The sequence below is a fragment of the Streptomyces millisiae genome, assembly GCF_031845425.1.
In the GTDB taxonomy this organism is placed as follows: domain Bacteria; phylum Actinomycetota; class Actinomycetes; order Streptomycetales; family Streptomycetaceae; genus Streptomyces; species Streptomyces millisiae.
The window spans coordinates 44,216-57,430 of record NZ_JAVREM010000021.1 but is presented as its reverse complement, the minus strand read 5'-3'; the positions used below and the strand labels follow the sequence as shown (position 1 = coordinate 57,430).

Here is a 13,215-nt window from a genome sequence, read left to right as displayed (position 1 = left end):
TCCTCCCGGCCCATTCGAGAGATCGTGTGCCTAACCGCTCACCCGGTGCCGGTGGTAGTGCCGGGCGGCGCGGGCCCGGTTCCCGCACGACGGCTTGCACCACTCCTGCCGGCCGTGGCCCTTGAGGAAGTACCGGACACAGCGGGGCGCGGTGCAGGCCCGCAGCCGGGCCCGGTCCGGGCCGGCCAGGAAGTCGATCGCCGCGCGGGCGAGGGCGGCGCCGAGCTCCGGCTCGCCGACGACGAACCGCGCGCGCGGCGCGTCGGCCTCCGCCGGCCACTCGAGCCGCGGCACACCGGGCGCACGCGCCGCCCGCTCGTTGAGCAGCGCCACGGCCTCGGCCTCCGGCATCAACCGCCCGACGTCGGCCCGACTCGCCGGCCCCGGCCGCACGGCCCGCGCGAACAACGCCCGCACGGCCCGCCGCAACACGACGACGTCGGCGCGCAGCGCCTCGTCCACCACCGCCACGCCCGCGTCGGCCACCCCGCACCCGGCGACCCAGTCGGCGAACCCACCGACATCCGCCAGGTCGTCGGCGACCCCGCCATGCCCGTCGTGCCGCACGGTGTTGACGAACCCAAGCACGAGATCTCGCTCCACCCACCCCAGATTAGGCGCTGCGCCCGCGGTGGCTCCCCCCGCCGGCCGCGGCCGGCGGAGGCACCGCCGGTACACACACTGACGCGCGAACCGGGGCCTGCCGGCCACTGGCCGCCGCTGGCACGGGCACAGCCGCGCGCAGCGCACGACCCCGCCGACTCGTCCCGGCGACGCCCGATGCCCGGCCCTCGGCCGACCGCACGGCAGCGCCGCGGCCGAACCCGCCCGAAGGGTCACCGGCTCCTGGCCAACGAATGCGCGAACGCGGCCCGCGCCGCCAGGCGCGTGGCCTCGCCACGCGGGGAAAGTCGCTGGCACGCCCAGGCCCGGGGCCCGCGCGAAGCGCGACGGCCGGCCCTCAGCCGGCGGAGGCGCGGGCGCCAGACACGGCCACGGACCGCGGCGCCCACGCCCGGCACGCAGCCGGTCGGCACGGGCGTGACCCGACCGAACCCGCGCGAGCGCGGTGCGCAGCCGACCGTGGCCAGGTACGACCCGACCGAATCTCGCCGAGGGCGGCACAGCCGGGCCACCGCGCCGGCACGGCCGACCCCGCGCGAAGCGCGCCCCACCCGCCCCCGGGCCGGCGGCTGCCGCGCCGCCGGGCGCGGCAGGGCCCCGTTCGGCCCGCGCCGGCAGGCGCGTGGCTTCGGCGCGCAGGGAAAGTCGCTGGTGTCCGACCCGGCGCGCGGGTATGCGTGGGCGCATGACGGGAAACGACGCGGGAGTGATGGCCGAGACGGCGCGTGCGTGCGAGTGGCGGCTGGCCACGGCGCAAGCCGAAGGGCGGGCGCCGTCGGTGGTGGCGGCCGTGGTGCGGGACGGCCGGGTGGTGTGGGACGGGGGGCGGGGTGAACTGCCGGCAGAGGCCGCGGACGTGCAGTACCGGATCGGGTCGATCAGCAAGACGCTGACCGCCGTGCTGGTGCTGCGGCTGCGCGACGAGGGGCTGCTCGACCTGGGCGACAGGATCGGCGCCCACCTCGACGTGCCGCACGGCGCCGACGCCACCGTGGCGCAGCTGCTCAGCCACACCGGCGGTCTCGCCGCCGAGGGGCGCGGCCCGTGGTGGGAGCGGACGCCGGGCGAGCTGCGGCCGGAGTTGGCGGACGTGTTCGGCGAGCGGCCCCAGAAGCACCCGGCCGGCCGCCGGTACCACTACTCGAACCCCGGCTACGCCCTGCTCGGCGCGCTCGTCGAGCGGCTGCGCGGCCGTCCGTGGGCGGCGGCGCTGCGCGACGAGGTGCTGCTGCCGCTCGGCATGACCCGCACCGGCTACGCGACGAGCGAGCCGTACGCGCGCGGCTGGGCCGTGCACCCGTACGCCGACGCGCGGCAGCCGGAGCCGACCGTGGACACCGGGCGGCTGGCGCCGGCCGGGCAGCTGTGGTCGACCACCGCCGACCTGGCGACGTTCGCCGCCTTCCTGACGGCCGGCGACCCGAACGTGCTGGCCGCCGACACGCTCGCCGAGATGCGCGCCCCGGCGGCCGCGCCCGAACCGCCGGGCTGGGACGGCTCCTACGGCCTCGGCGTGCAGCTGCTGCGCCACGACGGGCGGCTGTTGGCCGGCCACGGCGGCTCGATGCCCGGCTTCGTCGCCTCGCTGTGGACCGTGCCCGAGGAGCGGATCGGCGCCGTCGTCCTCGCCAACGCCACCAGCGGCCCGAACACCCACGGCCTCGCGACCGGGCTGCTCGACGAGGTGCTGCGCAGGGAGCCCACCATCCCCGAGGTCTGGCGCCCCGACCCGGCCCCCGATCCGGAGCTCGTGGCCCTGACCGGCGTCTGGTACTGGGGGACCACCGCCTACGAGCTGCGGCTGCGCGCCGGCCGCGCGCTGTCGCTGGCCCCGGCCGGCTTCGCCAGCCTCCGCTCCTCCGGGTTCAGGCCAGAGCCGGACGGCACCTGGACCGGGCTCGCCGGCTACTTCGCGGGCGAGACGCTGCGGATCGGTCGGGACGAGGCCGGCGCCGTCACCCACCTCGACCTCGGCACGTTCGTGTTCACCCGCTCCCCGTACGACCCGGCGGCGCCGGTGCCGGGCGGCGCGCACCCCGACGGCTGGCGGTGACCGCCCGCCCTCCAGCCCCTACAGCTCCATCTTGAAGCCGAGGTGGGTCGCCTTGAAGCCGAGCCGCTCGTAGAAGCGGTGGGCGTCGAGGCGGGCCACGTCGGACGTCAGCTGCACCAGCGCGCAGCCGCGCCGCCTGGCCTCCTCGACGGCCAGCCGCATCAGCTCGGTGCCGAGGCCGCCGCCCCGCGCGTCGCCCCGCACCCGCACCGCCTCGATCAGGCCACGCGAGGCGCCCTGCCGGGAGAGGCCGTGCAGGACGGCGAGTGTGAAAGTGCCCACGATGCCGGCCGCCGGATCGTCCGCGTCCTCGGCGACGAACACCAACTGGTTCGGGTCCGCCGCAAGCCGCTCGAAAGCGGCCAGATAGGGTCGCTGATCAGCGGGATTCTCGCGCCCCGCGCCAAGCATGTCGTCCGCCAACATGGCCACGATCTCGGGCACATCGGCGGAAGCCGCCTGCCGCATGGTGATATTCATGACCCCCACTCTAGGAAACGGAGGAATGGCGCGAAGACCGCGTTTCAGCCTGGGGGTTGTGTCTCGTCCGTATAACGGTAGGGTCAGTCCCGCATCGAGGCGGTCAGAAGCCGCCCAGTTTATGAGATGCGGGGGCGCGATGGCCGGGTTTCCGGTTAACCACCCGCTCCCGGTGAGCAGGCTGACACGCTGTGCGACCGGGAGTTGATCGAGGCGAGGCAGGGTCATGACCGCGATATCGGCCAACGATGGCGCCACCGCCGCCGGATATGGCAATGAGCCCGGACCGGGCTATGCCGCCGGGCACGCCGCGGCTTCGGCGAGCCACGGACAGGGCCACGGCGCGTACCGCGGCGACTTGGGTGCCGGACAACCGCGTGAGCACGCGGGCGAACACCCCACCGGGTATCCGGGCGCGGTTCCGGACACCTCGGCCGGCGGGTGGACTTCCGGTCATCCCACCCTCGACCCGAGCAGCGACGAGAACCCGCTCGTGAAAGGGCTGCGCAATAACGGGCCTTCCCCCGACGCCGTGGTGATTCGTCGCACACTCGCGGAGATCGAGCCGGTCTCGCACCAGGCCACGTCCTACTTCTACGCGTTGCTGTTCCTGCACAATCCGCAGTTGCGCGACATGTTCCCCGCCGCGATGGACGCCCAACGAGACCGACTGTTCGGTGCGTTGCTCCTCGCCGCGGAACATATCGACGACACCGTCACGTTGACCGACTACCTGTGCAACCTGGGTCGGGGACACCGGAAATACGGCACCCAGTCGGAGCACTATCCACTGGTCGGCGAATGCCTGATGTCCGCGCTCGAGCGCTACGCGCCGCGCAGTTGGGGCCCGGAGGCGGAGGCCGCCTGGGTGCGCGCCTACACGGCCATCTCGCAGATCATGATCGACGCCGCCGCCGAGGACGAACTCCACTCGCCGCCCTGGTGGTACGCCGAGATCGTCAGCCACGAGCGGCGCACCAGCGACGTCGCCGTCGTCACCGTCAGGACCGACCAGCCCTACCCCTACCGCGCCGGCCAGTACGCGAGCGTCGAGACGCCGTGGTGGCCGCGGGTCTGGCGCTACTACTCCTTCGCCTCCTCGCCCCGCCCCGACGGGCTGCTGTCGTTCCACGTCAAGGCGGTGCCGGCGGGCTGGGTCTCGCGCTCCCTGGTGCACCGGGCCAGACGCGGCGACGTCGTCAAACTCGGCCCGCCGGCCGGCTCGATGACGGTGGACCACACCTCGAGCCGCGGTCTGCTGTGCGTCGGCGGCAGCACCGGCATAGCCCCCATCAAGGCCCTGGTCGAGGACGTCGCGCAGCACGGGGTGCGCCGCGAGGTCGAGGTCTTCTTCGGCGCCCAACGGGACGCCGACCTCTATGACCTCGACTCCTTCCTGGAGTTGGAGCGCCGGCTGCCCTGGCTGTCGGTCAGACCGGTCGTCGCGCAGTACGCGACCCGCGGATTCGCCGGACAACTCCCCGACGCCGTCAAGGAGTTCGGCCCCTGGGGGAATTTCGACGGCTATCTGTCGGGCCCGCCCCAGATGATCCGCAAGAGCGTGGACGCGCTCGTCTCCGCCGGCATGCCGGCGGACCGGATCAGACACGACTTCCTCGGGACCCTGGTGACATCCGGGAAGTAAGTGATTGAGTAGCGCGGACCAAGTGACGTACCGGGATTCAGGCATGCCAGAACGAACAGGACCACAGGGCACGGGACCCGCGCCGCACGGGGCACTGCGGCCCGTGACCGCCCTGCCGCCGCGCGCCGGCCGGCCGGGCAGCGACGGCGAACACGTGCTGCAACGTCAACTCGGCAGCGAGGAGCGGGCCGACCGCTTCTACCAGGACCAGGTGCTCGACCACCTCAACGACCGGATGCGGGAGTTCGTCGGCCGCCAGGAGATGTTCTTCCTGGCGACCTCCGACCGCCACGGCGAGTGCGACAACAGCTTCCGGGCCGGCCCGGCCGGGTTCCTGCGGGTCCTCGACCCCAAGTCCCTGGTCTACCCCGAGTACCGGGGGAACGGCGTGCACGCCTCGCTCGGCAACATCTCGGAGAACCCCCACGCCGGGCTGCTGCTCATCGACTTCGAACGGGCCCGCATCGGCCTGCACATCAACGGCCGCGCCCGGATCGTCCCCGACCACGACCTGCGCGCCCTCCACCCCGACCTGCCCACCGACACCGCCCCCGGCCGGCGCACCGAACTGTGGGTGCGCATCGACGTCGAGGAGGCGTACATCCACTGCGCCAAGCACATACCCCGGCTCGTCACGCCGCCCAAGGACACCGAGCGCGCCTGGGGCACGGACGACTACCGGCGCAAGGGCGGCGACTTCTTCGGCGCCGCCAGGGACGCACAGGTGCGCCGCGCCCAGGAGCTGGGCGGCCGACCGGTACCGCACGCCCTGCCGCCCGGGCCCTCCGCGCTGCCCGCGGCCCCGCCGCCGCCCCCGCCGGACGCCGACGCCTGGCGCGCGGAGGCGCGCCGCGCCCTGGAGCGGGCCGAGCGCGCGGGCGGCCGCGCCCCCGACGCCGACTGGTTCGGCCGCTGAGCCTCGGGGCTTCCGGGTTCGGGCTCGGGCTCAGGCTCAGGCGAAGTCGGCGGCCAGCAGCGCCCGGACGCCGTCGATGTTCCCCGTCAGGTAGGCGCTGAGCGAGGTCGGCACCAGGTCGACGGCGGCCAGCCCCTCAGGGGTGAACGGCAGCCGCACGATCTCGTAGACGCCGCGCGGCTCCGCCACCTCCGGCCCGTGCCGCAGCGCCGGGTCCATGGTGGTCAGCCGGCAGACGAAGAAGTGCTGGACCTTGAGCCCCGGCGGGGTGGCCTCGCCGGGCTCCGGCACGTGCGGGACGGTGTCGACGAAGGCCGGCACCACGTCGCAGACCTTGGCGCCGAGTTCCTCCGACACCTCGCGGTGCAGCGCCGCGACGACCGACTCGTCCTCGGGCTCCACCCCGCCGCCCGGGGTGATCCAGTAGGGCGGGAGGCCGGGCTTGGTGCGCTTGATGACGATCAGCTCGCTGTCGTCCCGGTCGAGCAGGATGGCGCGGGCGGTGCGTTTGACCACGGGTCGTGCATGGGTCATGCAAGTCATGTGGCCCGTGCGGCGCCGGACGAAACGTCCCCGGCGGCGTCCAGCGCCGCGTGCAGGTCGGCGACGAGGTCCTCGGCGTCCTCGATGCCGACCGAGAGCCGGACGAACCCCTCCGGCACCTCGTCCCCGCCCCACCGGGCGCGCCGCTCGGCCGTCGACCTGACCCCGCCGAAGCTGGTGGCGTCCGACACCAGGCGCAGCGCGGCCAGGAACCGCTCGGCGTACCCGCGGTCGGGCAGCGTGAACGACACGACACAGCCGAAGTGCCGCATCTGCCGGGCCGCCACCTCGTGCCCCGGATCCTCCGGCAGTCCCGGGTACCGCACGCCGCTCACCTCCGGGCGCGCCCGCAGCGCGCGGGCCACGGCCAGGGCGGTGGCGCCCTGCCGCTCGACGCGCAGCTGCAGGGTGGCGATCCCACGGTGCGCCAGCCACGCCTCCATCGGCCCGATGATCGCGCCGGTCTCGGTGCGCCAGGCGCGCACCGCGGCGGCCAGCGCGGGGTCGCGGGCGGCGACGTAGCCGAGCAGCACGTCGCCGTGCCCGTTGAGCGCCTTGGTGCCGCTGGCGACCGACAGGTCGGCGCCGAGCGCGAGCGGCCGCTGCCCGAGCGGCGTGGCGAGGGTGTTGTCCACGACGAGCAGCGCGCCGCGCGCGTGCGCGGCCTCGGCGAGCCGGCGGATGTCGCAGACGTCGAGCCCGGGGTTGGACGGCGTCTCCACCCACACCAGCCGCACGCCCTCGTCGATGGCGGCGAGCTGCGCGTCCGCGCCGGTCGGCGCGGTCCGCACGACGACGCCGAAGCCTTCGAGCCGCTCCCGCGCCCGCGGCAGCAGCTGGTACCCGTCGGACGGCAGCACGGCGACGTCCCCGGGCCGGAGCAGGGAGAACAGCACGGCCGTGGTGGCGGCCATCCCCGACGGGAACACGACCGCCGCGGCGTCCGCCTCGCCCGGCGCCTCCAACTCAGCGACGGCGGCCTCCAGCGCCGTCCATGTCGGGTTGCCCTGCCGGCCGTACGCGTACGGGGCGACCGCCGGATCGCCCGGCAGATGAAAGTGCGCGGCGAACGTCGGCCCCGGCACGGGCGCGGCATACGCCTCCCCCTCCGGCACCCCGGCCCCCACGGCCCGCGTCCCCTCACCGACCACCTGCACCACCTCCTCGCTCCCCGCGAGCGTAACCACCACCACGGCGCGCCACGCGCGCCGGTCTCTCCCCCACCCACCGCGCGCAGCGCGAAAAGGGCGGGCGGGTGGGGGAAAAACCACCGGTCAGCGCGCGGAGCGCAGCGCGCGGCGGGCCGTCGTGCCGCTCTCCGCTCCGTACGGGCCGCCGAACAGCGCCGCGTGGATCAGCACGTGGTGCAGCGCGTGCAACGGCGCCCGCTCGCGCCGCCCCGGCACCGGCCGTACCTCCTCGTACGCCCCGATCACCCGGTCCCACCGCGGGCAGCCGGACAGTTCGAGGAAGGCCAGGTCGGCCTCCGGGTGCCCGCCCTGCGCCGCCGGGTCGACCAGGTGCGGCCGGTCGCCGGTCCACAGGATGTTGCCGGGCCACAGGTCGCCGTGGATGACGGCCGGCGGCTGCGGCTCGCCGGCGACCTCGTCGATCCGCTCGCACAGCAGTTCCACGTCCCGCGCGTCGCGCGGGTCGATGCCGCCGCCGTCGACCGCCATCCGCAACAGCGGCAGCAGCCGGTGCTCGGCGTGGAACGCCGGCCAGCCGGCCGGGTCGGCGACCGGCGGGTCGGGGGTGGTCAGGGGCACCGGACCGAGGTACAGCGGGCCGGTCGTGCCGTAGTGCGGCGCCGGGGTGGAGTGCAGCGCCGCCAGATCGCGGCCGAGCCGCTCCGCCGCGGCGTCGCTCGGCTCCGTCGTGTCCACCCACTCCAGCACCAGGACGTCGGCCTCGACAGCCAGCACGCCGGGCACCGCGACGGCCCCGGTGGACCGCAGCACTTCGAGGCCGGCGGCCTCGGCTGCGAAGAAGTCCGCCGGCGCGCCGTCCATGGTCTTGGCGAAGCAGGTGTGGAAAGGACCACCCTCGTTGTCGACGCCGTGGCCGAGCCGCACCCGGTACGCCTCGCAGATCTCGCCCCCGCTCACCGGTTGGGCGTCGAACGGGAGTGTGTTGAGCAGGCCGCCCACCCGCTCGGCGATGCCGCTCACGACCGCACCACCACGCCCGCGTCGAGCAGCCCGTCGACGCCGCGTTCGATGATCTTCAGGCAGGCGGCGAAGCCCTCGTCCTCGCCGTAGTAGGGGTCGGGCACGTCGCGGTCGTCGGGCGCCGCGTCCGGGTCGTGGTCGCGCAGCAGCACCACCTTGGCGGCGTCTCCCTGGTGTCGCGCCAGCCGGCGCAGCTCGCGCTCGTGTCCCCGGTCCATGGCGACGACCAGGTCGTAGCGGTCGAACCAGTCGCGTTCGAAGCGCCGGGCCGTGTGGTCGTGGGCGCCGGCCCGGTAGCCGGCGGCGACGAGCGCGGCGACCGCGCGCGGGTCGGCCGGCTCGCCGACGTGCCAGCCGCCGGTGCCGGCGCTGTCCACCGTGTGGGAGCCGTCGAGGCCCTCCTCGGCGAGCCGCGCGCGGAGCACGGTTTCGGCCATCGGCGAGCGGCAGATGTTGCCGGAGCAGACGACGCAGATGCGGTAGGTCATGGCGATCCGGTCAGTCGCGGTCGAGGACCATGTTGACGGCCCAGGAAACGATCGAGATGATCAGGCCGCCCAGCACCGCGGCCATGAACCCCGCGACCTCGAAGCGCTCGTCGCCGGCGATCCAGCTGGTCAGGAGCAGCATGAAGGCGTTGATCACCAGCGTGAAGAGGCCGAGTGTGACGATCAGCAGCGGGAAGGCCAGGAACTTCACGATGGGCTTGACGATCAGGTTGACCACGCCGAAGATCAGCGCGACGACCAGCAGGGTCACCACCCTGCTGCCGGTGCTCGCGTCGTCTTCCCCGAGGGTGATGTCGCCGACCAGCCAGACGGCGGCGGCCAGGGCGACGGCGTTGGCCAGGAACCTGAACAAAATGCTTGTCATACAAGGGATCGTTGCAGATGGCACCTGGAGAGCAAAAGGAATGAGGCGATGAAGGAGTTCCGGCTGGATCGTCTGGAGGCGGAACGGCTCGCGCACAACGGTGCCTACCTGCGCTTTCTCAACGAACGCAACATATCGGTGGGGCTCTACGCGCTGAACGCCGGGGAGCAGGACACCCAGCGCCCGCAGCGGCAGGACGTGGTCAACTTCGTGGTCAGCGGCCGCGCGGCGATGACCGTCGGCGACGAGACGACCACGGTGGGGCGTGGCAGCGTGGTCTACGTGCCCGCCGGCACCCCCGCCCGCTTCCACCACATCACCGAGGACCTGCGGGTGATGGTCGTCTTCTCGCCCCCCGAGGGGAGCTGAGTCGGCCCCCGGGCTCAGGGTAGGAGTCAGGGAACGGTCAGGGGAGGACCGGGGCGCTCGGGCCTCCCACACCCCGTCCGGCGCCCTTAGCATCGAATGCGTCAGTCGATCGTGGTAGGAGCTAGGGCGATGAAGGAGCCGGGGCAATGAAAGCCGCCTTTATGACACTGCCGTGGTGGGTGCGCTGGATCGCCATCCCCACCATCGCGCTGGTGGTCTTCGGCAGCCTGATCATCTCCGTGATCACCTGGGTGCTCGGACTCGCCTTCCGGGTCCTGGTCTTCGCCGCGCTGGTGGCCGTGCTGATCTTCGTGGTGCGGAAGTTCACCTCTTCCTCCTCCTCCGGTGGCGGTTGGTAGCGGCCGGCACCCCGGCCCCCGGGGCCACCCCGGTCACCACACCGTCGGCGGGCGCGCCCGCCGGCGCCGGGATCGACGCCGCGCCGGGCGCCGGCCGGTCCGCGCTCACCACGAGCGCCGCGAGCAGCGTCGTCACCGGCACCGAGGCCACCAGGCCGATCGACCCGACGAGGGTCCGCACGATCTCCTCCGAGACCAGCTCGCTGAACGCCACCGTGGACACGCTGGCCCGCGCGATGGTGAACAGCAGCATCAGCGGCAGCGCGGCGCCCGCGTAGGCCAGCACCAGCGTGTTCACCACCGACGCGATGTGGTCCCGGCCGATCCGCATCGCCGAGCGGTAGAGCTTCAGCCAACCCGCCCCCGGGTCGGCCCGCTTCAGCTCCCACACGGCCGAGGTCTGGGTCACGGTCACGTCGTCGAGCACCCCGAGCGAGCCGATCAGGATGCCGGCCAGCAGCAGGCCCTGGATCTCGATCCGCGGATAGAGGCTGTGCACCAGCCCCGTCTGGTCGTCGGTGTTGCCGCTCAGGTGCGCCCACTCGATGAACACCGAGCCGAGCAGCCCGATCAGTATCAGCGAGACCAGCGTGCCGAGCACCGCGACCGAGGTCCTGGCGTTCACCCCGTGGCACAGGTACAGGGCGGTCAGCATGATCACGCTGCCCCCGACCACCGCCACCAGCAGCGGGTTGGAGCCGCCGAGGATCGCCGGCAGGATGAACAGCGTCAGCACCGCGAAGCTCACCACCAGCCCCACCAGCGCCAGCAGCCCCCGCAACCGCCCGACCAGCACCACCACGACCGCGAAGATCGCGGCGAGCCACAGCATCGGCGCCTGCCGGTCCACGTCCGAGACGCTGTACCGCAGCTCCTCCGGCGCGTCCGGCGCGAAGGCGACCACCACCTCCTGACCCACGTGGAACTGCTGCGACGCGTCCGGGGTCACCACCTCGGTGAACGTGTGCCCGGTGTCCTGCCCCGAGGTCACCTCCACCGTGGCCTGCGCGCACTCGCCCTCGATGCCGGACGCCAGCTGGACGCCGAGCTCCTCGCAGGACGTCTCGACGACCTCCGTCACCCGCGCCTGTTCGAGCTGCTGGTCGAAGCCGACGCCCGTGCGGTCCTCGCGCTCCGGCTCCCCGCCCGGCCACAGCAGCACCAGGCCGGCCGCCATCAGCGCCGCGAACGGGATCAGCACCGCCGCGATGACCCGGCGCAGGTGCGCGGAGACGGGGGCCGGCGGGCCGTGCTGGTGTGAGTGGCCGTGGTGGCCTTCGTGGTGTTCGGTCACCCGCCGATCATCGCCCAAGAAGCCCAACGCGCGCCCCTCGGACCACCGGCCCCCTGTTCAGCACGCGCGTCATGCCGTTAGCGTGGGGACGCGAGCAACACATCGCGGGAGCTCCGAGCACGGGGCTGAGAGGGCGCTGCCGCTGCGCCGACCGCCGAACCTGTTACCGGGTAATGCCGGCGTAGGGAGTGGGTCTGATGACCAAGCAGGAAACGGGCACGTCCAGCACGCCCGTCATCGGTTCACACAAGGGATATGTCACCGGGTCGCGCCCGGACCTGCGGGTCCCGGTGCGCAGGGTGCACCTCACCGACGGCAACGCCGTCACGCTCTACGACACCTCGGGTCCCTACACCGACCCCGAGGTCACCACCGACGTCCGCCGCGGCCTCCCGCCGCTGCGGCGCGCGTGGATCGACGAGCGCCGCGCCGACGGCACGGGCGCCGTCACGCAACTCGCGTACGCCAGGCGCGGGGAGATCACGCCCGAGATGGAGTTCGTCGCCATCCGGGAGAACGTCAGCCCCGAGTTCGTCCGCGACGAGATCGCCGCCGGCCGCGCCGTGCTGCCGGTGAACGTCAACCACCCGGAGTCCGAACCGATGATCATCGGCCGGAACTTCCTGGTGAAGGTCAACGCCAACATCGGCAACTCCGCCGTCACCTCGTCCATCGACGAGGAGGTGGAGAAGATGACGTGGGCCACCCGCTGGGGCGCCGACACCATCATGGACCTCTCCACCGGCCGCGACATCCACACCACCCGCGAGTGGATCCTCCGCAACTCGCCGGTCCCGGTGGGCACCGTCCCCATCTACCAGGCGCTGGAGAAGGTCGGCGGCAAGGCCGAGGAACTGACCTGGGAGATCTACCGCGACACGGTGATCGAACAGGCCGAGCAGGGCGTCGACTACATGACCGTGCACGCCGGCGTGCTGCTGCGCTACGTGCCGCTCACCGCCCGCCGCAAGACCGGCATCGTCTCGCGCGGCGGCTCCATCATGGCCGCCTGGTGCCTGGCCCACCACCGGGAGAGCTTCCTCTACACCCACTTCGCCGAGCTCTGCGAGATCCTGCGCGCCTACGACATCACCTTCTCGCTCGGCGACGGCCTCCGCCCGGGATCCATCGCCGACGCCAACGACGAGGCGCAGTTCGCCGAACTCCGCACCCTCGGCGAGCTCAACCGCGTCGCGCGCGAACACGACGTCCAGACCATGATCGAGGGCCCGGGCCACGTCCCGATGCACAAGATCAAGGAGAACATCGACCTCCAACAGGAGATCTGCGACGGCGCCCCCTTCTACACCCTCGGCCCCCTCACCACCGACATCGCGCCCGCCTACGACCACATCACCTCGGGCATCGGCGCCGCGATGATCGCCTGGTGGGGCACGGCCATGCTCTGCTACGTCACGCCGAAGGAACACCTCGGCCTCCCCAACCGCGACGACGTCAAGACCGGCGTCATCACCTACAAGATCGCCGCCCACGCCGCCGACCTCGCCAAGGGCCACCCGGGCGCCCAGGTCTGGGACGACGCGCTCTCCGACGCGCGCTTCGAGTTCCGCTGGGAGGACCAGTTCAACCTGGCCCTCGACCCCGACACGGCCCGCTCCTTCCACGACGAGACCCTCCCGGCCGAACCGGCCAAGACGGCGCACTTCTGCTCCATGTGCGGCCCGAAGTTCTGCTCGATGCGGATCAGCCAGGACATCAGAAAGGACTACGGCGACCGCCTCACCCTCACCGGCGAGGAGATCGAGGCCGGCATGGCCGCCAAATCCCAGGAATTCGCCGACGCCGGCAACCGCGTCTACCTACCCCTGACCGACTGACCACGCGAGCCCCCGGCCCACCCGTTTCGGGCGGGCCGGGAGCGCCCACC

Annotated in this window: 14 protein-coding genes; 6 read left to right on the top strand and 8 right to left on the bottom strand. The window is 73.1% G+C overall.

Translation table 11 applies throughout. The features are described 5' to 3' along the window. Positions 1–30: 30 nt before the first annotated feature. The gene (locus RNC47_RS17600; protein ID WP_311599877.1) at positions 31–603 is read right to left on the bottom strand and encodes a CGNR zinc finger domain-containing protein; all 573 of its coding nucleotides are present in this window, start codon (positions 601–603) and stop codon (positions 31–33) included. Between the two features lie 706 nt (positions 604–1,309). On the opposite strand from RNC47_RS17600, the gene RNC47_RS17595 reads away from it, so the two are divergent. Continuing rightward, positions 1,310–2,677, top strand: a complete 1,368-nt coding sequence (locus RNC47_RS17595; RefSeq protein ID WP_311599876.1) for a serine hydrolase domain-containing protein — start codon at positions 1,310–1,312, stop codon at positions 2,675–2,677. Positions 2,678–2,695: 18 nt separating this feature from the next. On the opposite strand, the gene RNC47_RS17590 is transcribed toward RNC47_RS17595, so the two are convergent. Then, entirely contained in the window at positions 2,696–3,157 is a 462-nt protein-coding gene (locus RNC47_RS17590) for a GNAT family N-acetyltransferase (RefSeq protein ID WP_311599875.1), read from the bottom strand. A gap of 532 nt (positions 3,158–3,689) precedes the next feature. Here RNC47_RS17590 and RNC47_RS17585 point away from each other — a divergent pair. Next, positions 3,690–4,802, top strand: a complete 1,113-nt coding sequence (locus RNC47_RS17585; protein WP_449657349.1) for a globin domain-containing protein — start codon at positions 3,690–3,692, stop codon at positions 4,800–4,802. 157 nt (positions 4,803–4,959) lie between these two features. After that, complete coding sequence (locus tag RNC47_RS17580) at positions 4,960–5,718, top strand: pyridoxamine 5'-phosphate oxidase family protein (RefSeq protein WP_311599941.1); 759 nt, start codon at positions 4,960–4,962, stop codon at positions 5,716–5,718. A 36-nt stretch (positions 5,719–5,754) separates the two neighbouring features. On the opposite strand, the gene RNC47_RS17575 is transcribed toward RNC47_RS17580, so the two are convergent. The 5 genes from RNC47_RS17575 to RNC47_RS17555 all read right to left on the bottom strand — a co-directional run bounded on the left by RNC47_RS17575 (position 5,755) and on the right by RNC47_RS17555 (position 9,305). Further along, positions 5,755–6,252, bottom strand: a complete 498-nt coding sequence (locus RNC47_RS17575) for an NUDIX hydrolase (RefSeq protein WP_311599873.1) — start codon at positions 6,250–6,252, stop codon at positions 5,755–5,757. A gap of 5 nt (positions 6,253–6,257) precedes the next feature. Continuing rightward, positions 6,258–7,412 (bottom strand): cystathionine gamma-lyase, encoded by a 1,155-nt coding sequence (locus RNC47_RS17570; protein ID WP_311599940.1) that lies wholly within the window; start codon positions 7,410–7,412, stop codon positions 6,258–6,260. A 123-nt stretch (positions 7,413–7,535) separates the two neighbouring features. After that, entirely contained in the window at positions 7,536–8,432 is an 897-nt protein-coding gene (locus RNC47_RS17565) for a fructosamine kinase family protein (RefSeq protein WP_311599872.1), read from the bottom strand. Continuing rightward, positions 8,429–8,920: a low molecular weight protein-tyrosine-phosphatase gene (locus tag RNC47_RS17560; protein WP_311599870.1), complete on the bottom strand. Its 492-nt coding sequence runs from the start codon at positions 8,918–8,920 to the stop codon at positions 8,429–8,431. The genes RNC47_RS17565 and RNC47_RS17560 overlap by 4 nt, the downstream gene beginning before the upstream one ends. 10 nt (positions 8,921–8,930) lie before the next feature. After that, positions 8,931–9,305: a phage holin family protein gene (locus RNC47_RS17555; protein ID WP_311599869.1), complete on the bottom strand. Its 375-nt coding sequence runs from the start codon at positions 9,303–9,305 to the stop codon at positions 8,931–8,933. 48 nt (positions 9,306–9,353) lie between these two features. On the opposite strand from RNC47_RS17555, the gene RNC47_RS17550 reads away from it, so the two are divergent. Continuing rightward, a complete protein-coding gene (locus RNC47_RS17550) occupies positions 9,354–9,674 on the top strand; it encodes a cupin domain-containing protein (RefSeq protein WP_311599868.1) in 321 nt (106 codons plus the stop codon). 146 nt (positions 9,675–9,820) lie between these two features. After that, positions 9,821–10,033, top strand: coding sequence for a DUF5326 family protein (locus tag RNC47_RS17545; RefSeq protein WP_311599867.1), 213 nt, complete (start codon positions 9,821–9,823; stop codon positions 10,031–10,033). Here the strand turns inward: RNC47_RS17545 and RNC47_RS17540 are convergent. After that, the gene (locus tag RNC47_RS17540) at positions 9,999–11,327 is read right to left on the bottom strand and encodes a YibE/F family protein (protein WP_311599866.1); all 1,329 of its coding nucleotides are present in this window, start codon (positions 11,325–11,327) and stop codon (positions 9,999–10,001) included. The two genes, RNC47_RS17545 and RNC47_RS17540, sit on opposite strands and share 35 nt — an antisense overlap. 197 nt (positions 11,328–11,524) lie before the next feature. Between RNC47_RS17540 and thiC the strand changes: the two genes are divergently transcribed. Then, complete coding sequence (gene thiC, locus RNC47_RS17535; RefSeq protein WP_311599865.1) at positions 11,525–13,165, top strand: phosphomethylpyrimidine synthase ThiC; 1,641 nt, start codon at positions 11,525–11,527, stop codon at positions 13,163–13,165. Positions 13,166–13,215 lie beyond the last annotated feature (50 nt).

Coding starts and splice junctions, on each gene's coding strand:
- RNC47_RS17550 (WP_311599868.1), top strand. CDS start 9,354: ATGAAGGAGTTCCGGCTGGATCGTCTGGAGGCGGAACGGCTCGCGCAC.
- RNC47_RS17560 (WP_311599870.1), bottom strand. CDS start 8,920: ATGACCTACCGCATCTGCGTCGTCTGCTCCGGCAACATCTGCCGCTCG.
- RNC47_RS17595 (WP_311599876.1), top strand. CDS start 1,310: ATGACGGGAAACGACGCGGGAGTGATGGCCGAGACGGCGCGTGCGTGC.
- RNC47_RS17555 (WP_311599869.1), bottom strand. CDS start 9,305: ATGACAAGCATTTTGTTCAGGTTCCTGGCCAACGCCGTCGCCCTGGCC.
- RNC47_RS17545 (WP_311599867.1), top strand. CDS start 9,821: ATGAAAGCCGCCTTTATGACACTGCCGTGGTGGGTGCGCTGGATCGCC.
- RNC47_RS17590 (WP_311599875.1), bottom strand. CDS start 3,157: ATGAATATCACCATGCGGCAGGCGGCTTCCGCCGATGTGCCCGAGATC.
- thiC (WP_311599865.1), top strand. CDS start 11,525: ATGACCAAGCAGGAAACGGGCACGTCCAGCACGCCCGTCATCGGTTCA.
- RNC47_RS17575 (WP_311599873.1), bottom strand. CDS start 6,252: ATGACCCATGCACGACCCGTGGTCAAACGCACCGCCCGCGCCATCCTG.